The sequence below is a fragment of the Rhizobium lentis genome (genome assembly GCF_017352135.1).
Classification (GTDB): domain Bacteria; phylum Pseudomonadota; class Alphaproteobacteria; order Rhizobiales; family Rhizobiaceae; genus Rhizobium; species Rhizobium lentis.
The window spans coordinates 3,412,847-3,433,216 of the sequence record NZ_CP071454.1 but is presented as its reverse complement, the minus strand read 5'-3'; the positions used below and the strand labels follow the sequence as shown (position 1 = coordinate 3,433,216).

General features: G+C 61.4%; 16 protein-coding genes. 8 read left to right on the top strand and 8 right to left on the bottom strand.

Features of this window, described 5'->3' with window-relative positions; genetic code table 11:
- The first annotated feature begins 26 nt into the window (after positions 1–26).
- Positions 27–248, top strand: a complete 222-nt coding sequence (locus tag J0663_RS16455; RefSeq protein WP_207241363.1) for an AbrB/MazE/SpoVT family DNA-binding domain-containing protein — start codon at positions 27–29, stop codon at positions 246–248.
- Positions 248–637: a type II toxin-antitoxin system death-on-curing family toxin gene (locus J0663_RS16450; RefSeq protein ID WP_207241362.1), complete on the top strand. Its 390-nt coding sequence runs from the start codon at positions 248–250 to the stop codon at positions 635–637. Before J0663_RS16455 ends, J0663_RS16450 begins: the two co-directional genes overlap by 1 nt.
- Here J0663_RS16450 and J0663_RS16445 read toward each other — a convergent pair.
- Positions 627–1,085, bottom strand: a complete 459-nt coding sequence (locus tag J0663_RS16445) for an SRPBCC family protein (protein WP_207241361.1) — start codon at positions 1,083–1,085, stop codon at positions 627–629. The two genes, J0663_RS16450 and J0663_RS16445, sit on opposite strands and share 11 nt — an antisense overlap.
- A gap of 247 nt (positions 1,086–1,332) precedes the next feature.
- Positions 1,333–3,588, bottom strand: a complete 2,256-nt coding sequence (gene parC, locus J0663_RS16440) for a DNA topoisomerase IV subunit A (protein ID WP_207241360.1) — start codon at positions 3,586–3,588, stop codon at positions 1,333–1,335.
- Positions 3,589–3,821: 233 nt separating this feature from the next.
- Between parC and J0663_RS16435 the strand changes: the two genes are divergently transcribed.
- Positions 3,822–5,009: a YdgA family protein gene (locus J0663_RS16435; protein ID WP_207241359.1), complete on the top strand. Its 1,188-nt coding sequence runs from the start codon at positions 3,822–3,824 to the stop codon at positions 5,007–5,009.
- A 49-nt stretch (positions 5,010–5,058) separates the two neighbouring features.
- Here J0663_RS16435 and J0663_RS16430 read toward each other — a convergent pair whose 3' ends face one another.
- Positions 5,059–5,700, bottom strand: coding sequence for a TetR/AcrR family transcriptional regulator (locus J0663_RS16430; protein ID WP_207241358.1), 642 nt, complete (start codon positions 5,698–5,700; stop codon positions 5,059–5,061).
- Positions 5,701–5,766: 66 nt separating this feature from the next.
- Between J0663_RS16430 and J0663_RS16425 the strand changes: the two genes are divergently transcribed.
- The gene (locus J0663_RS16425) at positions 5,767–6,936 is read left to right on the top strand and encodes a serine hydrolase domain-containing protein (RefSeq protein ID WP_207241357.1); all 1,170 of its coding nucleotides are present in this window, start codon (positions 5,767–5,769) and stop codon (positions 6,934–6,936) included.
- Between the two features lie 65 nt (positions 6,937–7,001).
- On the opposite strand, the gene aspS is transcribed toward J0663_RS16425, so the two are convergent.
- A complete protein-coding gene (aspS, locus tag J0663_RS16420) occupies positions 7,002–8,792 on the bottom strand; it encodes an aspartate--tRNA ligase (RefSeq protein ID WP_207241356.1) in 1,791 nt (596 codons plus the stop codon).
- Between the two features lie 253 nt (positions 8,793–9,045).
- Between aspS and J0663_RS16415 the strand changes: the two genes are divergently transcribed.
- From J0663_RS16415 to J0663_RS16400, 4 genes are all read left to right on the top strand, one after another.
- Positions 9,046–10,437 (top strand): multicopper oxidase family protein, encoded by a 1,392-nt coding sequence (locus J0663_RS16415; RefSeq protein ID WP_207241355.1) that lies wholly within the window; start codon positions 9,046–9,048, stop codon positions 10,435–10,437.
- A 132-nt stretch (positions 10,438–10,569) separates the two neighbouring features.
- Positions 10,570–11,715 carry a ribonuclease D gene (gene rnd, locus J0663_RS16410; protein ID WP_207241354.1) on the top strand — a complete coding sequence of 382 codons (1,146 nt, stop codon included), beginning with the start codon at positions 10,570–10,572 and terminating at the stop codon, positions 11,713–11,715.
- Positions 11,716–11,890: 175 nt separating this feature from the next.
- Positions 11,891–12,952, top strand: coding sequence for an adenylate/guanylate cyclase domain-containing protein (locus J0663_RS16405; RefSeq protein WP_207241353.1), 1,062 nt, complete (start codon positions 11,891–11,893; stop codon positions 12,950–12,952).
- A gap of 106 nt (positions 12,953–13,058) precedes the next feature.
- On the top strand, positions 13,059–14,417 hold the full coding sequence (locus J0663_RS16400; protein ID WP_207241352.1) for an esterase-like activity of phytase family protein: 1,359 nt from the start codon (positions 13,059–13,061) through the stop codon (positions 14,415–14,417).
- Positions 14,418–14,735: 318 nt separating this feature from the next.
- Here J0663_RS16400 and ppx read toward each other — a convergent pair whose 3' ends face one another.
- The 4 genes from ppx to J0663_RS16380 form a co-directional block, all read right to left on the bottom strand.
- On the bottom strand, positions 14,736–16,256 hold the full coding sequence (gene ppx, locus J0663_RS16395; protein ID WP_207241351.1) for an exopolyphosphatase: 1,521 nt from the start codon (positions 16,254–16,256) through the stop codon (positions 14,736–14,738).
- 12 nt (positions 16,257–16,268) lie between these two features.
- Positions 16,269–18,473 carry an RNA degradosome polyphosphate kinase gene (locus J0663_RS16390; protein WP_207241350.1) on the bottom strand — a complete coding sequence of 735 codons (2,205 nt, stop codon included), beginning with the start codon at positions 18,471–18,473 and terminating at the stop codon, positions 16,269–16,271.
- A gap of 65 nt (positions 18,474–18,538) precedes the next feature.
- Entirely contained in the window at positions 18,539–19,252 is a 714-nt protein-coding gene (gene hdaA / locus J0663_RS16385) for a DnaA regulatory inactivator HdaA (RefSeq protein ID WP_207241349.1), read from the bottom strand.
- Entirely contained in the window at positions 19,245–20,369 is a 1,125-nt protein-coding gene (locus tag J0663_RS16380) for an AI-2E family transporter (protein ID WP_207241348.1), read from the bottom strand. Before J0663_RS16380 ends, hdaA begins: the two co-directional genes overlap by 8 nt.
- Between the last annotated feature and the right edge of the window lies 1 nt (position 20,370).

The window sequence follows — 20,370 nt, the reverse complement described above, 5'->3', positions numbered from 1 at the left end:
ACTCTGTTATTACGGAGGATCGAACGATGAATGTCACAATCCGCAAGATCGGCAATTCTGAGGGTGTTATTATCCCGAAGGAGGTTCTTGACCGGCTTGGATTGAAGACGGGCGACTCGCTGGAGTTGGAGATGCAAAACGGCGGCATCAATTTGAGGCCGGCTGACGAAGATTTGTCCCGCCAGCTTGAGGCGGCGCGCTATTTCATGGACAAGTATAAGGTCGCCTTGAAAAAACTGGCCGAATAATGGCCTTCAAATTCCTGACGAGACCACTGGTGGAGAGCCTGCAGAAAATGCAGATCGAGCGCTTCGGCGGGCTCGCCGGACTGCGTGACGAAGGCGCGCTGGAGTCCGCTCTCGGACGGCCGATGCACAAGGCGCATTACGGCTGCAACGACGCTATGGAACTCGCCGCCGCCTATTTATTCGGCCTTGCCCGTAACCACGCTTTCGTCGACGGCAACAAACGGATCGCGATTGTGACCGCCGGTGTCTTCCTTCTCGAAAATGGCTACGAGATCGAAACGACCGACGCCAATCTCTATGCCTTCGTTCTTGCCGTCGCCGCCGGCGAGATCGACGAAGAGGGTGCGACCCGCTTCCTTCGGGATTTCAGCATACCGCTCAACCCGTAGGCTTCAACTGCTGCTGCTCCAGTTCCCTACCTAGCCCCTCGACGACATGCGCCCAGCCCCGCCGGGTCTTTTCTTCGTGTGCGGCCCATTCGGCGCACATTTCATGGGTCAGCGTCAGGCGGCTGCCGCCGCCGAGAGGCTCGATGTCGATTTCGACCCGGTCACAATTGTGGTCATGCTCCTCGACGGAGAAGCTGAAGACCATGCGGCGCGGGCGCTTCAATTCCAGAAAAACGCCCTGGTGAAAGGCGTCACCGGTCGGGCGGCGGTCGACGATGAAAAAACGACCGCCGACACGTGGGTCTATATCGGCGCGGATGACATGGCCGTCATCGGTGGCAAACAGGAAGCGGCGGGCGATTTCCGGGTTGAGCCAGGCGTCGTAGACGACAGCGGGCGGCACTCTGTAGGTCTGGCTGACATGCAATTTGATGGTGCTGGCGGGCATCGATTTTCCTCCGTAAGGGCGCGCGCGCCTTCCCTAGCGCACGGGCCACAGCCGTTCCGTCCGCCCACGGAACCGGCCTTCTCTTCTTTTGGATAACAGCAATGACATAGAGAAGTTCCGGCGCCCGCCAAGAGCCGAACACCGAATTTTTATGCCTCGAAGTATCCCCGTCGGAGATGCTCTGTCTCTTTCTTTTCACGCAATTCCCCGGGAAAACCGCCGCGTAATTCTGCCGGATGGATTAACCCTAGCCGGCGAATTTGCCGCTGCGCGGGAAGCCCTTCGGCACGGTGCGTCCGGCGGTGGCGCGATCACCCAGCCATTCGGCGAGCTCGTCCTTGTTCTTGGTGAAGGTGCGGCCGGCGCTGTCTTCCCAGACGAGGCCTTCTGATATCGCAAAGCAGCGGATGTCGGAAATGCCGCCATCCTTGTAGCGCTGCAGGCGAACGCCCTTGCCGCGCGACATTTCCGGCACCTGCACGAGCGGGAAGACCAGCAACTTGCGGTTCTCGCCGACGACGGCGACATGATCGCCGGTGACAGGCACCAGCAGCTGCGTTTCCTCCGGCAGCGAGACGTTCATGATCTGCTTGCCCTTGCGCGTATTGGCGACCAGTTCGGCCTCAGGAACGACGAAGCCGTTGCCGGCCGTCGAGACGATCAGCTGCTTGCGCGAGGGATCGTGGACGAAGGCGGTCAGCACCGCCTGGTCGTTATCCATGTCGACCATGATGCGCAGCGGCTCGCCGTGGCCGCGACCGCCCGGCAGCTTGTCGCCACCGAGTGTGAAGGCCTTGCCGCCTGTCGTGACGATCAGGATCTTGTCCGTCGTCTGAGCTGGGAAGGCCACCTTCAGGCCGTCGCCTTCCTTGAAAGTCAGCGTCGCCGTATCGGCGATATGGCCCTTCAGGGCGCGGATCCACCCCTTCTCGGAAATGACGACAGTGATCGGTTCCTTCTCGATCATCGCCTGCTGGATTGCTTCCTCATCGGTCTCGGGCGCATCGGCAAACTGGGTCCGGCGGCGGCCGACCTCGGTCGCCTTGGCGAATTTCTTCTTCACTTCGCCGATTTCCCAGGCGACCGTCTGCCACTGCTTGTCGTCGGAGGCAAGCAGGGCCTCGATCTCGCCCTTCTCCTTGGTGAGTTCGTCGAACTCCTTGCGGATCTCGAACTCTTCCAGCCTGCGCAGGGCGCGCAGCCGCATATTGAGGATCGCCTCGACCTGATTGTCGGACAGATCCCATCGCGCCATCATGACCGGCTTCGGCTCGTCTTCCTCGCGGATGATCTGGATCACCTCGTCGATGTTGAGGTAAGCGATCAACAGGCCGCCGAGGATTTCGAGACGTCTGTCGATCGCCGCCAGACGGAAGCGCGACCGGCGCTGCAGGACCTCGCGACGATGGTCGAGCCACTCCTTCAACACCTCGTTCAGCGCCATGACCTTGGGGATGCGGCCCATGGACAGAACATTCATGTTGAGCGGGAAGCGGCTTTCGAGCTCCGTCAGCTTGAACATCGATTCCATCAGGATCGTCGGATCGACGCTGCGGGACTTCGGCACCAGGACAATACGGATGTCCTCGGCCGATTCGTCGCGAATATCTTCCAGGAGCGGCAGCTTGCGGGCGATCAGCAGCTCGGCGATCTTTTCGATCAGCCGCGATTTCTGTACCTGGAAGGGAATTTCGGTGACGACGATCTGATAGCCGCCGCGGCCGAGATCCTCCGTCTGCCATTTCGCCCGCACGCGGAAACCGCCGCGGCCGGTGCGGTAGCTCTCGATGATGCTGTCGCGGCTGTCGATGATGATGCCGCCGGTCGGGAAATCCGGGCCGGGAATGAATTCGACGAGCTTTTCGACGGTCGCATCCGGATGCTTGATCAGATGCAGGGCCGCGTCGCACAGCTCATGGGCATTGTGCGACGGGATCGAGGTCGCCATGCCGACGGCGATGCCGGAGGAGCCGTTGGCAAGCAGGTTCGGGAAGGCGCCGGGAAGGACGACCGGCTCGGAATTCGATTCGTCGTAGGTGTCGCGGAAATCGACCGCGTCCTGATCGATGCCTTCGAGCAGCAGTTCCGAGACCGCCGTCATCTTCGATTCAGTGTAACGCATGGCGGCGGGGCTATCGCCATCGATATTGCCGAAATTGCCCTGGCCGTTCACCAGCGTATAACGTTGCGAGAAATCCTGGGCGAGACGGGCGAGCGCGTCGTAGATCGACTGGTCGCCGTGCGGATGGTAGTTACCCATCACCTCGCCAACGATCTTGGCGCATTTCCTGAAGGCCGAAGTCGGCCTCAGCCCCATCTCGTTCATCGCGTAGACGATGCGGCGATGGACCGGCTTCAGCCCGTCGCGCACGTCAGGCAGGGCGCGGTGCATGATGGTCGATAGCGCATAGGCAAGGTAACGCTGCTCGAGCGCCGCCTTGAGGTCGACCGGCTGGATGTTATCGTCGTCGCCGCCGGAAGGCGGTAAAATCTCTTGTCCCATAGGCCTTGACTAGCCCAGAAGAGGCTGGCGGGCAAGGAATCCGGCGCATTGCAGCTGTGGATGAAGTCTTGAGAGCGACATCAAAGAATGAGACAAAGGCTTCGCCCCAATTTGGACTTCGTTTGCCGTTCCCTTCAACAGAAATTTAGAAGTCCGCAAATATAAAGCGGCCCCAATCCGTAGTAGCGTAACTGCAGATTTTCAACCGTCACACGCCACCAGAGGAAACACCCATGAACTTTTACCGGACAACGCGGCTCATGCTGTCGAGCGCAGCCTTTTTCTCGCTCGCCGGCTCAGCTTTCGCTCTCGACGGCAATGACCTCTTGAAGAAGCTCAATGCCGCCTATGCCGCGCAGGGCGGAACGATTTCGGCTGACGGCGTCGATATCGACGGCACCACCGTGACTTTGAAGAACGTCAGCATCAAACCGACCGGCGGCGAAAGCCTCGCCATTGGCGAAGTCACGCTTTCCGGTGTGGAAGAAGACGAGGAAGGCGGCTATTACATCGAAGAAGCCGCCTTTCCCGACATCAACACGACGAAAGACGGCGTCACCATGACCGCACAGGAGCTGACGCTCGGCGGCATTTCCGTCCCTGCAACACCGGGCGGCGACACCCTCGATACGATGATGCTTTATGAAAGCGCCCATAGCGGCCCGCTGAAAGTCGTCAAGGACGGCGCGGAAGTGTTCTCCGTGCTCGAAAGCAACATGAACCTGACGCTGCGCGAGGACGAATCCGGCTTCGATTTCGACGGCGCCTTCAAGAGCATGAAGGCCGACCTCACCAAGGCCGACGATCCGAAGAGCAAGGATGCGATCGAGAAGCTTGCGCTACAGCACGTCCAGGGTGACATCACCATGAAGGGGGCCTGGGAACTCAGGCCCGGTACGTTCGACGTTTCGGAGATCGCCTTCGACTTCACCAATATCGGCAAGCTCAATCTCGGTTTCAAGATTTCCGGCTATACGATGGCCTTCATGAAGTCGATGCAGGACGCGATGAAGGAATCCGAGGCGAATCCGAACAAGGAACAGGCGCAGCAGGCGCTCGGCCTTGCCATGCTCGGCCTGATGCAGCAGCTCTCCTTCGAGGGTGCGCAGGTGCGCTTCGAAGATGCGTCGATCACCAAGCGCGCGCTCGATTATGCCGGTTCGCAGCAGAACATGTCTGGCAAGCAGATGGCGGATTCGCTGAAGGCGATGACGCCGATCATGCTGGCGCAGCTCAATATCCCGGAACTGCAGAACTCCGTTTCGGCCGCCGTCAATACCTTCCTCGACGACCCGAAAAGCCTGACGGTCAAGGCCGCTCCCGAAAAGCCGGTGCCGTTCCCGACGATCGTGGGTGCCGCCATGGGCGCTCCGAACACGCTGCCGCAGGTGCTCGGCGTCAAGGTTTCGGCCAACGACTGATCGCCTGATCTCGCCATGAAAGGCCCGGCAGCGTAGGCCGGGCCTTTTTTCAGGCGCGGTGGCGGGCGACTTCGGCGGTCGCAAGAGCTGCGATGTCGAGTAACTCCTCAAGGGATGCCCCGTCCCTCGCCTGCACCGACATCCCTTGCACGATAGCGCCAAGGAACCGCGCCAGCGCGCGTGCGTTGGTCTCGGGCCTGATATCGCCCTCGCGAATGCCACGCTCGATCCTCGCTGCAAAGGCATCCAGCGACTGGCGGCGCAGAGCCGCGACATGATCGGCAATGGCGTCATTTTCGCTGGCGCAGTTCAGCACCGCCGTTGAGATCATGCAGCCTTTCGGATGCCCCGGCGCCGAGAAGATCGCGGCCGAACCCCGCAATATGCGCTCGAAGGCGGAAAGGGTGTCGATCGGCTCCGCGAGCGCAGAGAAAGTGTTCGCGCCCAGCGTCCGGTATTGCTGCAGCGCCTCGCGATAGAGATCGGCCTTCGAGTTGAAGGCGGCATAAAGGCTTTGCGGCGTGATCCCCATGGCGGCGGTGAGATCGGCGATCGAGGCCCCTTCATATCCATGCGCCCAGAAGGTCTCTCGGGCGGCTGCCAGAACGGCCTCACGATCGAAAGCCGGTGGGCGGCCTCTGCGACGGGCGGGAGGATTTTTCACGTCGTCACTATTTTTCACAACGATCACTCTAGAAATTCCGGGCATCCTGCTATATTCAGGAACGGTCATTGTGATTATAGGAGGTGTGATCCGATGAGTCTCCCCCTCGAAAAGGCAACCGCCAGCAGGCATTCATCCCTTGCCACGGCGGTTGACGCCGCAATCACAAGCGCGCTCGACGATAAGCGGCTTGTGGGAACGGTGGTCCTCGTCGCCCGCGACGGAGAGATTGCCCACCGCCGCGCCGCAGGCTTTGCCGATCGCGAAAGCCGTCTGGCGATGCGCGAGGATGCTATCTTCAGGCTCGCCTCCATCACCAAGCCGATCGTCACTATCGCCGCAATGCGTCTCGTCGAGCAGGGAAGGATCGGACTCGACGACACGGTTGCGAAATGGCTGCCGGACTTCCGTCCGAGGCTGCCCGACGGCGGCGAAGCCACCATTCGCATTCGCCACCTGCTGACCCACACGTCCGGTCTCGGCTACAGCTTCTCCGAAGAGGATGGCGGATCCTATATCACCGCCGGCGTTTCCGATGGCCTCGACCAACCGGGACTGCCCCTTGCCGAGAACCTGCGGCGGATCGCAAGCGCGCCGCTGCGCTTTGCCCCCGGCAGCGACTGGCAATATTCCGTGGCCATGGATGTTATCGGCGGCGTCATCGAGGCGGAAACCGGCATGCCGCTGGGCGACGCAGTTGCCGAACTGGTGACGAGGCCACTTGGGCTTGTCGATACCGCATTTTCGGTTCGCGACCGCAGCCGGCTCGCGGCCGCCTATATGGATGCGTCACCTGAACCGGCGCTGATGGGCGAGAATGCGGTGGTGATGTCGCTGATGGGGCCTATCCGCTTCGCGCCAAACCGCATCTTCAACCCTGCCTCCTATCATTCGGGCGGCGCCGGCATGGCGGGAACGGCCAGCGACGTGCTCGCCGTACTCGAAACCATCCGCAAGGGCGGCGCACCGCTGCTCTCGAGCGAAACCATAAAGATGATGACAACGGACCAAGCCGGGGGCCACCGCCAGCAATACGAACCCGGCTCCGGCTTCGGCTTCGGCTGGTCTGTAATCACCGATCCGGTCGCGGCAGGCGTCCCCTTCCCGGCCGGCACGTTGAAATGGGGCGGTGTCTACGGCCATAGCTGGTTCATCGATCCAGTCAACGGACTGACCGTCGTTGCGCTGACGAACACCACACTCGAAGGCATGTGGGGCAAATTCACGGTCGATCTTCGCGAGGCGATCTACGCGGCTTTGTGAGCGACCGAAAGCAAAAGCCCGGCGACAACCATCGCCGGGCTTTTCCGTTCGAAAATGAGCCGAACTCAGTCCTTTTTCACTGGCGGGATCGGCCGGATCGCAAGCTCGCGCAGTTGCGTCGGCGTTGCCGGGCTCGGCGCGCCCATCAGCAGATCCTGGGCCTGCTGGTTCATCGGGAAGAGCGAGATTTCACGCAGGTTCTTCGCGCCGACGAGCAGCATGATGATGCGGTCGATGCCGAAGGCCGCGCCGCCATGCGGAGGCGCGCCATACTGGAAGGCGCGATAGAGCCCGCCGAAACGATCCTCGACGTCCTGCTGGCTCAGCCCCACCTTCTCGAAGGCGGCGACCATGGTTTCCGGCGACTGGTTGCGGATCGAACCAGAGGCGATTTCGAAGCCGTTGCAGACGGCGTCATACTGGAAAGCCTTGATCGTCAGCGGATCCTGGTTCTGCAGCGCGTCAAGACCGCCTTGCGGCATCGAGAACGGGTTGTGGGCGAAATCGACTTTCTTCTCCTCCTCGTTCCATTCGAAGAAGGGGAAGTCGACAATCCAGCACAGTTCGAAGCGGTCGCGGTCGACGAGGTTGAGTTCTTCGCCGGCCTTGGTGCGAGCCTCACCGGCAAACTTGTAGAACTTTTCCGGCTCGCCGGCGACGAAGAAGCAGGCATCACCATCGCCGAGACCGAGCTGGGTGCGGATCGCGTCGGTGCGCTCCTCGCCGATGTTCTTGGCAAGCGGGCCGGCGCCTTCGAGCTTGTCGTTTTCGCTGCGCCAGAAGATATAACCGAGACCGGGCTGGCCCTGGCTCTGCGCCCATGCGTTCATACGGTCGCAGAAGGCGCGCGAGCCGCCGGTCTTGGCGGGGATCGCCCAGATCTGAACCTTCGGGTTGGAGGCGATCATGCCGGCGAAGACCTTGAAGCCGGAGCCGGCGAAATGTTCGGTCACCGCCTCCATCACGATCGGGTTGCGCAGGTCCGGCTTGTCCGAACCATACTTGCGGATCGCCTCGTCATAGGGGATGCGCGGCCATTCCTTGGTAACCGGCTTGCCCTCGGCAAACTCCTCGAACACCTTGGTCATCAGCGGGCCCATGGTGTTCCAGACGTCTTCCTGGGTCACGAAGCTCATTTCGAGGTCAAGCTGGTAGAATTCGCCCGGCAGGCGGTCGGCGCGCGGGTCTTCGTCGCGGAAGCACGGCGCAATCTGGAAGTAGCGGTCGAAGCCCGCGACCATCAGCAGCTGCTTGTACTGCTGCGGCGCCTGCGGCAGGGCGTAGAAGGTACCGGGGTGAATACGGCTCGGCACGAGGAAGTCGCGTGCGCCTTCCGGCGAGGAAGCCGTCAGGATCGGCGTTGTATATTCGGTAAAGCCCGCGCCGCCCATTTCACGGCGCATGGCCGAAATCACCTGGGTGCGCTTGACGATGTTCTTGTGCAGGGTCTCGCGGCGAAGATCGAGGAAGCGATACTTGAGGCGAACGTCCTCGGGATAATCCGGCTCGCCGAATACCGGCAGCGGCAGTTCCTTGGCGGCGGAGAGCACTTCGATCTCCTGGGCGTAGAGCTCGATCTCGCCGGTCGCCATCGTCTTGTTGATGGTGTCTTCGGTGCGGGCCTTGACGAGGCCGTCGATGCGGATAACCCATTCGCCGCGGACGGTCTCGGCCGTCTTGAAGGCCGGGCTGTCCGGATCGGCGACGACCTGGGTGATGCCATAATGATCGCGAAGGTCGATGAACAGAACGCCGCCATGGTCGCGAACGCGATGAACCCAGCCGGAAATACGGACGGTCGAGCCGACATCCGTCTTGCGGAGGGCGGCGCATGTGTGGCTGCGGTAGCGATGCATGATCTCAATCCTGGAATGTGGCTTAAGACGGCAGCAAGGGTTCAACGACCCTCAAGCGCCGACAAGAAAATCGGGCGGAAAAGCGCATGGACGCTCCGATTTGTCAAGGCTTGGTGCGCGCAGCCGGGCGTTTGCCACGCCTTTGTGGCGAGGCTGCGACCCGCAGGCTGCGGCAGTTTGGCCGCGCTTCCCATATTGATGAAGATGCAGCTCAACTTTAAAAGGATCGGCAATTTCACCCGGAGCCTGCCGCATGCCTCTCCTGACCCGCCGCAACCTGCTGAAGGCCTCCGCCCTTGCCGGCGCCTATGGTGCCGGCATCGGCATAGGCGGCAAAATCGGGCTTGCCGAGGCGGCACCCGAGCCACAGCTGCTGACGGCGCTCAAGACCGAGGCCATGCTGACGGCGGCGGGACCGACCCGGGATATCATGAGCTGGGGCCATGACGGCATGCCGCCGGTTCTGAAAATGACCAAGGGGCGGCCCTTTGCGGCACGGCTGAAAAACGAGCTCGACGAGCCCACCACGATCCACTGGCACGGGCTTCGCATCGACAACCGCATGGATGGCGTGCCCTTCGTGACGCAGCCCTATGTCTATATCGGCGACAGTTTCGACTATGCATTCACGCCGCCCGATGCCGGCACCTTCTGGTATCATCCGCATTGCAACACGCTGACACAGATGGGACACGGCATGACCGGCATGCTCGTCGTCGAGGATCCGGCCGATCCCAAGTTCGATGCCGAGGTGCTCCTGAACCTGCGTGACTGGCGGCTCGGCGGCGATGGACAGTTCATCGCGCCTTTCCGGCCGCGCGATGCTGCCAAGAGCGGCACCTACGGCACGGTGCGCACCGCCAACTGGCATCAGGAACCGCAGTATGACGCGCCGGCAGGCGGGGTGGTGCGGCTGCGCATTGCCATCACCGACGTGACGCGCATCTTCTCGCTGAAGATGACGGGCGCCGAAGCGACCGTCATTGCGATCGACGGCAATCCGGTGCCGAAGCGCTTTTCTCTCGACCTTTTGCAGATCGGGCCGGGGCAACGGCTCGATCTTGCCGTGCGTATGCCTGACGGAGAAGGCGCCATCGCGACGCTGGAAGACATCCGCGGCACGGCGCCGAAGACGATCGCCAGCCTGCGTGCGGTTGGACCATCATTGAAGCGCGATATCGGCGATCTAGGGCCTCTTGGCCCAAATCCTGTTCCGAAGGCCGATCTTTCCGCAGCCGAACAAATCCCGCTGGTGCTGAGCGCCACCGCGGAAGATGCCGCCGTCGACAGTATCTGCGGCACGCTCGGCTACAGTTTCTGGGCGATCAACAAGGTGCCGTGGCCGGGCGATACATCAGATCCGACGGCGCCGCTGGCGGAACTGAAACTCGGCAGGAGCTATGTCTTCAATCTTGAGAACACCACGCCGCACGCACATCCGATCCATCTGCACGGAATGAGTTTCACGGTGATCTCCTCGTCGACGCGGGAGGTGATGCCGCTGGTGTCCGATACCTATCTCGTCCAGCCGGACGAGAAGGTGCAATTGGCCCTCGTCGCCGACAATCCCGGCGACTGGGTGCTGCATTGCCACATCATCGAACATCAGAAGACGGGAATGACCAGCTATATCAGAGTAAGCTGAAGCATTCGCTTGGCCTCAGTTTGGACGCGATTCTTCTTCAAGTAATGCGCGAAGCCTATGCTATTGTATTGACATATCGAAGCGAAAGGAGAAGGAAGGTTCAACCGACCTTTTCCTTGCGAATGAAATGATATGATCGAAACCACCGCCGATTTGGCGGCCGCCTGCAAAGAGCTGGCCAAGTCCGACTTCATTACCATCGACACCGAATTCCTGCGTGAGACGACATTCTGGCCGGAGCTCTGCCTGATCCAGATGGCAAGCCCGACACTGGAAGTCCTCGTCGACCCGCTGGCGAAGGGCATCGATCTCGCCCCCTTCTTCGCGCTGATGGCCGACACGAAGGTGCTGAAGGTCTTTCATGCGGCGCGCCAGGATATCGAAATCATCTTCAATCGCGGCAACCTCATTCCGCATCCGATCTTCGATACGCAGGTTGCCGCCATGGTCTGCGGTTTCGGCGACAGCGTCTCCTACGACCAACTGGTCAGCCGCATCAAGAACGTCCACATCGACAAGTCATCGCGCTTCACCGACTGGAGCCGCCGGCCGCTCTCCGACAAACAGCTGGAGTATGCGCTGGCCGACGTCACTCACCTGCGCGACGTCTACCTGTCGCTGAAGGCGGAACTCGATCGCGAAGGCCGCACGTCCTGGCTCCGCGAGGAAATGGACATCCTCGAGGCGCGCGAAACCTACGACATGCATCCCGACGATGCCTGGCAGCGGTTGAAGATGCGTCTGCGCAAGCCGCAGGAACTGGCGATCCTGAAATTTGTCGCCGCCTGGCGAGAGCGCGAGGCGCGGGCCCGCAACGTGCCGCGGTCACGCGTGTTGAAGGACGATGCGATCTATGAGATCGCCCAGCAGCAGCCCAAGGATTCCGAAGCGCTCGGGCGCTTGCGCACCATTCCCAAGGGCTGGGAGCGTTCGGCAGCCGGGACGGCAGTCGTCGAAGCGGTCAACGCGGCGCTCGCTCTTCCGAAGGCCGAGATGCCGCATGTGCCGCGTCAGGCGCAGGCGCCCGAGGGCGCAGCGGCCGCCGTCGAACTCTTGAAGGTCCTGCTGAAGCTGATCTCGGAAAAACATGGCGTGGCGCCGAAGGTGATCGCCAATAGCGAGGATCTGGACAGGATCGCCGCCGATGGCGAAAAGGCCGATGTCGCTGCCCTGCACGGCTGGCGACGCGACCTTTTCGGCGAGCCGGCGCTGCAGTTGATCCAGGGCCAGATCGGCCTGCGTTTCGCCGGCCGGAAGGTTGAAACCGTCAGCCTCTAAAAGCAAAGGCGCTTCGCATCACGTAATTCAAGCGACGCATTTTAGTCCTTGTTTTCATGCATGCCGTTATCCTCCCGCTGCAAACGTCGGGCGACATCCATCAATTCGAATCCGCTTGACGCTTTTTCCCCAGCTGAAACAATGACTGGAGGAAAGCTCAGGGCGAAGAGGCCGCATGCGGGAAATATCTCCGACGCAGAACTGGATCTTGATTACGATCGTGCTGGCTGCCAGCGGCGTCGTCTATGATCTCATGTTCTACTCCAATCAGACGCCGGTCGTCGGGGCGATCTTCGCGCTCTTCATCGGCATGCCGATCCTTGCCTTCGAACGCAAGCTGCTGTTTCGCACGCTCTACAGACGCATCCACAGGCTGCCGACCTTCGTCTTCATCATCACGGAGCTGGTGATCTACGAAATCCTGATGAGCGTCGGCTTTGCCTGCGCCGGCCTGCTGCTCTGGTCGCTCGGCATGGTGAAGCCGTCTTCGCTCCTCGACCTCGTCATCATGCCGTTCGAGGTCTTCCTCTATGCGCTTGCCGTCTGCCTGGCGCTGATCTTCATCCTGCGCGTGAGGGAACTGCTCGGCCGCGAGGTATTCGTCAGCATGCTCATCAGCCGCTATCGCAATCCGGTCAGGGAAGAGCGTGTCTTCCTGTTCATCGATCTCGTCGATTCGACGGCTTTTGCCGAAAAGCATGGCGACCTTCGGGCACAGCAGCTGCTGAGCTCGCTGTTTGCGACCTTCGCGGAGCCGGTCCGGCGCCACAAGGGCATGATCAATGACTATGTCGGCGATGCGGCAATCATCACCTGGCCGCTTGCCCGCGGCATCAAGGATGCGCGCTGCGTTCGCTGCATTTTCGACATCCTTGCCGATATCGACGCCAACGCGGCCGGCTGGCGGAAAAATTACGGACAAGTGCCGAAGCTTCGCGCCGCCCTTCACGGCGGCGACATCATCACCGCGGAAGTCGGCGTCGACCACCACAAGATCAGCTATTTCGGCGATACGGTGAACACGACCGCCCGGCTAGAGACGCTCTGCCGCAGCCTGAACCGGCAGGTGCTGATCTCCGCCGAGCTTGCCCGGCGCATGACCTTTCCCGACGACATCTCCTGCGAAGATCTCGGCATCCATGCCGTCAAGGGACGCGGCCAGGCGCTCGGCGTCATGGCGCTTTCCTCGCGCGCGGTGACCGTACTTAACACGCCCGCCGTCGTTCTGCACGGCTGAGCAAACGCTTTTATCAGCCGTCACCAAAGGTTCACCCAACCGTCAATTCGCTGACACGGAAGCCCTGCTAAGCGGAAGCCATTCGCATCTGTTCCACGGGGATATTATGAAGAACGCCCTTTTTGCTTCCGTATCGCTTTTCATCCTGATTGCCGGGCCCGTTTCGGCCGACCAGCAGCAGTTCCCGGCCAAGCTCGCCGCCCAGGCGATCCTGCCTGCCAACACCATGGTTGCGGCGCCGGCCGATGCGCCCGAATTCCTCAAGCATTCCGGCAAGTTCACGACGCCCGACCGCAAGCGCACCGAAGCGCTCGGCACCGTTCCCGGCAAGGACGGCGCCCGCGTCACGGAGCTGAAGCTTCCCTTCGATGGTCAGCCGATCCAGGGCTTCTCGGGTATCAAGACGATGGCCGATGGCACCTTCTGGACGCTCTCCGACAACGGCTTCGGCTCCAAGGCCAACTCTTCGGACTCCATGCTGTTCCTGCACCAGATGAAGTTCGACTGGGCCGGCAGCAAGGCTGACGTCATCAAGAACCTCTTCCTCTCCGATCCCAACAAGATCGCGCCGTTCCCGATCGTGCTGGAAGGCACCGAGACCCGCTACCTCACCGGCGCCGATTTCGACATCGAATCGATCCAGCCGGTCGCCGACGGCTTCTGGCTCGGCGACGAATTCGGTCCCTATATCCTGAAGGTCGACTCCGAAGGCCGCCTCACCGACGTCATCCCGACGACGCTCGACGGCAAGCCGGTGCTTTCGCCCGACAATCCGCTGATCCAGCTGCCGGGCAATCCGGCCACGAAGATGCCGGTCTTCAACCTGAAGCGCTCCGGCGGCTTCGAAGGGCTCGCCATTTCGAGGGACGGCTCCAAGCTCTACGGCCTGCTCGAAGGCGCCATCTACGGGGATGACGGGAAGATGGAAACGGTCGACGGTCATACAGCTATCCGCGTCATCGAATTCGACGCCGCCGCGAAGAAATGGACCGGACGCAGCTGGCTTTATCCCCTCGAGGACAAAGGCGTGGCGATCGGCGACTTCAACATGCTCGACGACACCACCGCCCTCGTCATCGAGCGCGACAGCGGCGCCGGCACCAGCGACAAGGCCTGCGCCGACCCGAAGCAGCCGAAGCCGGACTGCTTCGAAACGCCGGCCGTGCTGAAGCGCGTCTACAAGATCGAATTCAACGACGCCAATGTCGGCAAGGCCGTCCGCAAGATCGGCTATATCGACCTGTTGAACATCCAGGATCCCGATAACAAGAAGAAGGCCGGCAGCAAGGACGGCGTCTACGACATGCCGTTCGTAACGATCGAAAACGTCGACCTCGTCGACGCCACGCACATCGTCATCGGCAACGACAACAACCTGCCCTTCTCGGCCGGCCGCGCCGTCGACAAGGCCGACAACAACGAGTTCAGCCTGCTCGAGGTTGGCGAGTTCTTGAACGCGAAGTAAGCTGGGTTTGATGTAAAGATGGAGGGCGGTGCATAAGCGCCGCCCTTTTTCTATGGGATTGCCGTTTCAGCGTACCGGGACAGCGCAGCAAATACCGGATGATCTGACAAGGGTGAAAGGGAGCGTGAGATTGCCGCGAGTCCCTTCTCCCCAGCGGGGAGAAGTGCCGGAGCGATAGCGAGGCGATGAGGCGGTGAGCGACGATAGAAGCGAATGCACGGAGCGCTAGCGAAGGGCAATAAAGGGCATGGCGTGTGGCCCCCTCATCCGCCCTGCGGGCACATTCTCCCCGCTGGGGAGAAGGGAAACAGTGCGCGCCTACTCGAACCGGAACGCCAGACGCTTGTTCGTCAGCCGCGACAGCTGCTGCAGGCGGCCGTCCAGGCGTTCGCCGGCGAAATCGCGATATTCGGGGGGCACGACGAATTCGAGGTCGAGGTCCGGGTTCGACGATCTGCGGAAGGTGAGGTTCTTGACGATGCCGGGCATCGAGGCCGAGAAGAGGTAGACGACACGCAGCATGCCGCCCAGCAGCTTAGCGCGGTCGACGAACTGGGGTGTGGCGATCTGCGCCAGCGGACCGGTGGCGCCGTCGTCGTGCAGGCCCTCGAAACGATAATAATTGGTGAGCGCGATGAAGGCGCGGCCGGGATGGCTGATGCCGACGAAGGACGAGTGGGCAATGACGTTAAGCGCCTGCAGGCCGCGATAATCAGGATGGGCGCGCCAGCTGATATCGGCGAGCAGACAGGCGGCCTGGCGATAGCGGCTTTCCTCTTCGGTTTCCTGAATGCCGAACAAGGGCATCATCCGGCCGGTCCATTCAGCCAGCTCGCGGGCATGTTCCGGGGAACGCGCGCGCAGGATGGCAAGCTCGCCGGCGGCGGCCAGCAGCGGATCGGATCGGCGCTCCGATTCGGAAAGCAGCGAATAGAGATAGCCTTCGCGCACACCCTGCGCGGAGAAGGAGATTACCGAGGGCTTCATGGCGCTCAGCACTTCCTTCATGGCGATGGCGCCGAATGGCAGCAGCGAACGACGATGCTTGGAAACTGCCTGCAGCGCCGGCTCCTTGGAATCACGCGCGGTCGCCACTTGGTCGAGGAACAGCATCATCGCTTCCAGCGACACCTCGTAACCCTGCATCATGTGCAGCGGATAATGCGTCATCTCCATATGCAGCTTGGCGATATTTCGCCAGGTGCCGCCGACGGCATAGAAGGTCCGCCCCTCGCCTTTCGACAACAGCTTGGCCGTTTTCACCTGCTTGCGGGCGAAGGTTCGCGCCTTGGAGAGGGAACCGCCGGCATATTCAGAGAGACGCAGGCCGCCGAGCGGCAATGTGATGCCGTTGCTGACGTCCTTGCCCTTGATGTCGATCAGTTCAAGAGAGCCGCCGCCGAGGTCGCCGGCAATGCCATCTGGATTGAAGAAGCCGCTGATGATGCCGAGTGAGGCGAATTTCGCTTCCTCCTCGCCGGACAGCACGCGGACATGCCGCTGCAGGATCGTCTCCGCCTGATGGATGAAATCGGGACCGTTGCTCGCCTCGCGCGCGGCGGCGGTCGCCAGCACGTACATGGTGGCGGCCCGGGCCTGATCGGAAAGAGCCTTGAAGCGGTGAAGGGCCTGAAGCGCCCGCGCTACGCTTTCCTCATCCATCTTGCCGGTCAGGGCTATGCCCTTGCCGAGGCCGCAGAGGACCTTTTCGTTGAAGAGGATCGTGGGCGAACGGGACAAGCCTTCGTAGACGACCAGACGAATTGAATTCGATCCAATGTCGACGACGGAGACCGGGGCGATCCCCGGAAGGCGCCCCTGGGCTTCAGATTCAACCATTTAGGTCCAGTTTTACTTGTTGTTGCGGCCTTCGAGCAGACCGGCGATCAGCTTCGGCGCACTGGACTTCAGGGCTTCACCACGGCCTGAAAGGCTCGGATTCGTCATGAAATACTGCTGCGCATTGAACGGTTCTTCGCCCCTGCGCACTTCCATGCGCCGCGACGTACCGTCGGGCAATATCTCGTAGCTTTGCTGATTGTCAATCACGTTGCCGAGCATAATCTGTGACAAGACCTGCTCGTGAACCGTCGGGTTCGTCAGGGGAACCATAGTCTCCACGCGGCGGTCGAGGTTCCTCGGCATCATGTCGGCCGAGCCGATGTAAACCAGCGCCTTGTCGGACGGAAGGCCGTGGCCGTTGCCGAAGCAGAAGATGCGGCTGTGCTCCAGGAAGCGTCCGACGATCGATTTGACGCGAATCTTTTCGGATAGGCCGGGCACCTGCGGACGCAGGCAGCAGATGCCGCGCACGACGAGATCGATTTCGACGCCGGCATGGCTGGCACGATAGAGCGCGTCGATGATGTCGGGGTCGACAAGCGCATTCATCTTCATCCAGATCGCGGCCGGCGCGCCCTTCTTGGCATGCTGAATCTCTTCCTCGATGTGACGCAGGATGCGCGGGCGCAAGGTATTGGGAGAGACGGCGATCTGCATTCCTTCTTCCGGCTCGCCGTAGCCGGTGATGAAGTTGAAGATATTCGCCATGTCATGAGCGATGACGGGATTGCAGGTGAAGTAGGAGAGATCGGTATAAATCTTGGCGGTGATCGGGTGGTAGTTGCCTGTTCCCAAGTGGCAATAGGTCCTGAGCTTGCCTTCCTCGCGGCGGACGACCATCGACATCTTGGCATGGGTCTTGAGCTCGATGAAGCCGAAGACGACCTGCACGCCGGCGCGCTCGAGGTCGCGCGCCCAGCGGATATTCGCCTCTTCGTCGAAACGCGCCTTGAGCTCGACCAGCGCCGTTACCGATTTGCCGGCTTCGGCAGCGTCGACCAGTGCGCGAACGATCGGGCTGTCGTTGGAGGTGCGGTAAAGCGTCTGCTTTATCGCCAGGACGTCAGGATCGCGCGCAGCCTGGAGAAGAAACTGGACCACCACATCGAAGGACTCGTAGGGGTGATGGACGACCATGTCCTTCTCGCGGATGGCGGCGAAGCAGTCGCCGGCATGTTCGCGGACACGCTCGGGAAATCGCGCATTGTAGGGCTGAAACCTGAGATCCTCGCGCGGCGCCTTGGCAATCTCCGACAGCGTGTTCAGCGCCAGCAGGCCCGGCAGAACGGCGACGCGATTGTCGGGAATGCTCAGCGCCTGCACGACGAACTGGCGCAGAGAAGCCGGCATTTCCGAGTCGGTCTCGATGCGGATGACCTTGCCGCGGCGGCGCCGCTTCAGAGCCGTTTCGAAGAAGCGGACGAGATCCTCGGCCTCTTCCTCGACTTCGATATCACTGTCGCGAATGACGCGGAAGGTACCGGAGCCCTGCACTTCGTAGCCCGGATAGAGACGATGTATGAAGATGTTGGCGACGTCTTCCAGCGTGATGTAGCGGATTGTGTTCGCGTCATCCGGCAGACGGACGAAGCGGTCGAGCGCCGGCGGCAGACGCAGCAGCGCCGTCATCGGCTCGCGGCCATTCTTGCTGACGAGCTGCAGCCCGATCGAAAAACCGAGATTGGGTATGAAGGGGAACGGATGGGCCGGATCGATCGACAGCGGCGTCAGCACCGGGAAGATCGCCTGTTCGAATTCGGCGGCCAGCCACTGGCGGTCGGCATCGCTCAAGGCGCCGGGGCGCACGATCAGGATGTCTTCCTTGGCGAGGTACTGCTGCAGCACGGCGAGCGAGGCCTGCTGCTCCATCTGCAGATGGTCGATTTCGTGCAGGATCGAGTCGAGTTGCTCGGCCGGCGTCTTGCCGTCAGGGCTGCGGATGGCGATGTTCTGGCGCACCTGGCCCTCGAGACCGGCGACGCGCACCATGAAGAATTCGTCGAGGTTGGCTGCCGAGATCGACAGGAAGCGGACGCGCTCGAGCAGCGGATGCTCGGTATTCAGAGTCTCTTCCAGGACGCGGCGGTTGAACTGCAGCCAGGAGAATTCGCGGTTGATGAAGCGCTCGGGGCTTGTCAGCAACTCTTCCAGCGGCGGGGTGTTGTCGTTGGTTTCCGGAGTGAGTTCCTGATGTTCTGCGACTGCGCTGTCCATGGTCCGCTTACCCCGTTTTCAATCGCGACGGCAATTATATCAGTTTCACGACGGAACTGTGACAGTCAATCGGCCGGTTCCGAATTTCCCAATTCATTCAATACCTCGGCGGCAAGAGACCGGGTGATTTTCGTGCCCCGCGACAGGGCCAGCCGGTCCAGCCTTTCGACGATCGTCTGGGCGGCGTTCAGCGACCGCTCCATGCGGTTGACGATATAGAGCACGAGTTTGTCATCTATATAAAGCTGCCGGTCGGCAAAGAGCTTGACGATCACCTGCGACAACAGCGCCTCGTCGGGCTCGCCGATCTCGACGACGGTCGCAGCTTTCAGTCGCGAGCGCAGATCGGGCAGCGAAACCGGCCAGGATATCGGCCAGAGGCGGCTTGTTATCAACAGGCTGGTGCCGTTTTCGCGTACGCTGTTGATGACATGGAAGAGCGCATTGTCATCGAAGCCGAGGCGATCGGCATCCTCGAACAGCACGGGGCCGGCGGCGGCGGCGACCGCCGCGTCCGACCCCGCTTCGGGATGGATGCTGATGGCGCCGCTCAATTCCCGCCAGATGCGGGCAAGATGCGACTTTCCCGAGCCGACCGGGCCGGCCAGGATCACGACCGGCGACGGCCATGCGGGCCAGGCATCGACGATCGACACGGCGGCGGCGAGACGCTCGGAGATAAGGAGATCGTCGCGCCCGCTTGCGGCATCGTGCGAAAAGACCAGCGGCAACTGCTCTCCGGCCTTGCGCTTCGGATCAGCGTTTTTCACGTCATTCATTGGGAACTGATTTCGTCTTCCGGGTGCGGCCGTCTGACGACCCGCCAAAATAAAGATCGCTCTGAAGGTAGCGCGAAAGCGCGAAGCGGACAAGGACGCCCACGGCAGCGGCGGCCGGCACGGCGACCAGGAGCCCGACGAAGCCGAAGAGCGCGCCGAAGGCAAACAGTGCAAACATCAGCCAGACCGGATGCAGGCCGACGCTGGAACCGACGAGCTTCGGCTGCAGGATGTTGCCCTCCAGGAACTGGCCGCTGAAGAAGACGGCGAGCACCAGGCCGATCCAGGGATAATCCGGCCAGAACTGCACGAGCGCCACGCCGACTGACAAAACGAGACCGACCAGCGAGCCGACATAGGGAATGAAACTGATCATGCCGGCGAAGAGGCCGATCAGCAGGCCGAAATTCAATCCGACGAGAGAGAGGCCGGCGGCATAGTAGATGCCGAGGATCAGGCAGAGCGAGCCCTGGCCGCGGATGAAGCCGGCAATCGCCTGATCGATTTCCCTGGCGATCTGGCGGACATCGCGGACATAATCGCGCGGAATCCATTGATCGACCTTGGAGACCATGCGATCCCAGTCCAGCAGGATATAAAAGGCAACGACGGGGGTGACGACGAGAAGCGATATCACGTCGACGATCGCCTTGCCGGAATTCCAGAGCTGCGCGAAGAGACCGGTCAGGAAGCCCATGCCTTCGGAAAGGATACCGGAAAAATTGTCCTTGATCGTGCCCGCCTGGCTCCTGACCCACTCCGGCAGCAGCGAGTTCTTCGAATTGTCGATGAACTGCTGCAGCTGGCTGATATAACCCGGCAGCCGCTCGGCGAAATCGTTGAACTGGCTGACAAGCACGGGAATGAGGATCATCAGCGCCAGCGTGAAGACGACGACGAAGGCGATGAGAATGACGATCGTCGCCATCATGCGGCTCAGGCCGAGCCGCTGCAGCCTGTCTGCCACCGGATCGAGGAAATAGGCGATCGCCATGCCGGCCACGAAGGGTAGCAGGATCGAGCTGAAGATATAAAGAAAGACGATAAAGAAGACGAGCACGGCCAGCCAGAAGAAGATCTGGCGCTTGAGACTATTGCCGCTGACATGCTGTGGCATC

Excerpts from the sequence above, each read along its gene's own strand:
- J0663_RS16445 (WP_207241361.1), bottom strand. The coding sequence starts at position 1,085 with ATGCCCGCCAGCACCATCAAATTGCATGTCAGCCAGACCTACAGAGTG.
- J0663_RS16390 (WP_207241350.1), bottom strand. The coding sequence starts at position 18,473 with ATGGACAGCGCAGTCGCAGAACATCAGGAACTCACTCCGGAAACCAAC.
- J0663_RS16400 (WP_207241352.1), top strand. The coding sequence starts at position 13,059 with ATGAAGAACGCCCTTTTTGCTTCCGTATCGCTTTTCATCCTGATTGCC.
- J0663_RS16415 (WP_207241355.1), top strand. The coding sequence starts at position 9,046 with ATGCCTCTCCTGACCCGCCGCAACCTGCTGAAGGCCTCCGCCCTTGCC.
- J0663_RS16435 (WP_207241359.1), top strand. The coding sequence starts at position 3,822 with ATGAACTTTTACCGGACAACGCGGCTCATGCTGTCGAGCGCAGCCTTT.
- J0663_RS16455 (WP_207241363.1), top strand. The coding sequence starts at position 27 with ATGAATGTCACAATCCGCAAGATCGGCAATTCTGAGGGTGTTATTATC.
- J0663_RS16380 (WP_207241348.1), bottom strand. The coding sequence starts at position 20,369 with ATGCCACAGCATGTCAGCGGCAATAGTCTCAAGCGCCAGATCTTCTTC.
- parC (WP_207241360.1), bottom strand. The coding sequence starts at position 3,588 with ATGGGACAAGAGATTTTACCGCCTTCCGGCGGCGACGACGATAACATC.
- J0663_RS16425 (WP_207241357.1), top strand. The coding sequence starts at position 5,767 with ATGAGTCTCCCCCTCGAAAAGGCAACCGCCAGCAGGCATTCATCCCTT.
- rnd (WP_207241354.1), top strand. The coding sequence starts at position 10,570 with ATGATCGAAACCACCGCCGATTTGGCGGCCGCCTGCAAAGAGCTGGCC.
- J0663_RS16405 (WP_207241353.1), top strand. The coding sequence starts at position 11,891 with ATGCGGGAAATATCTCCGACGCAGAACTGGATCTTGATTACGATCGTG.
- J0663_RS16450 (WP_207241362.1), top strand. The coding sequence starts at position 248 with ATGGCCTTCAAATTCCTGACGAGACCACTGGTGGAGAGCCTGCAGAAA.
- aspS (WP_207241356.1), bottom strand. The coding sequence starts at position 8,792 with ATGCATCGCTACCGCAGCCACACATGCGCCGCCCTCCGCAAGACGGAT.
- hdaA (WP_207241349.1), bottom strand. The coding sequence starts at position 19,252 with ATGAATGACGTGAAAAACGCTGATCCGAAGCGCAAGGCCGGAGAGCAG.
- ppx (WP_207241351.1), bottom strand. The coding sequence starts at position 16,256 with ATGGTTGAATCTGAAGCCCAGGGGCGCCTTCCGGGGATCGCCCCGGTC.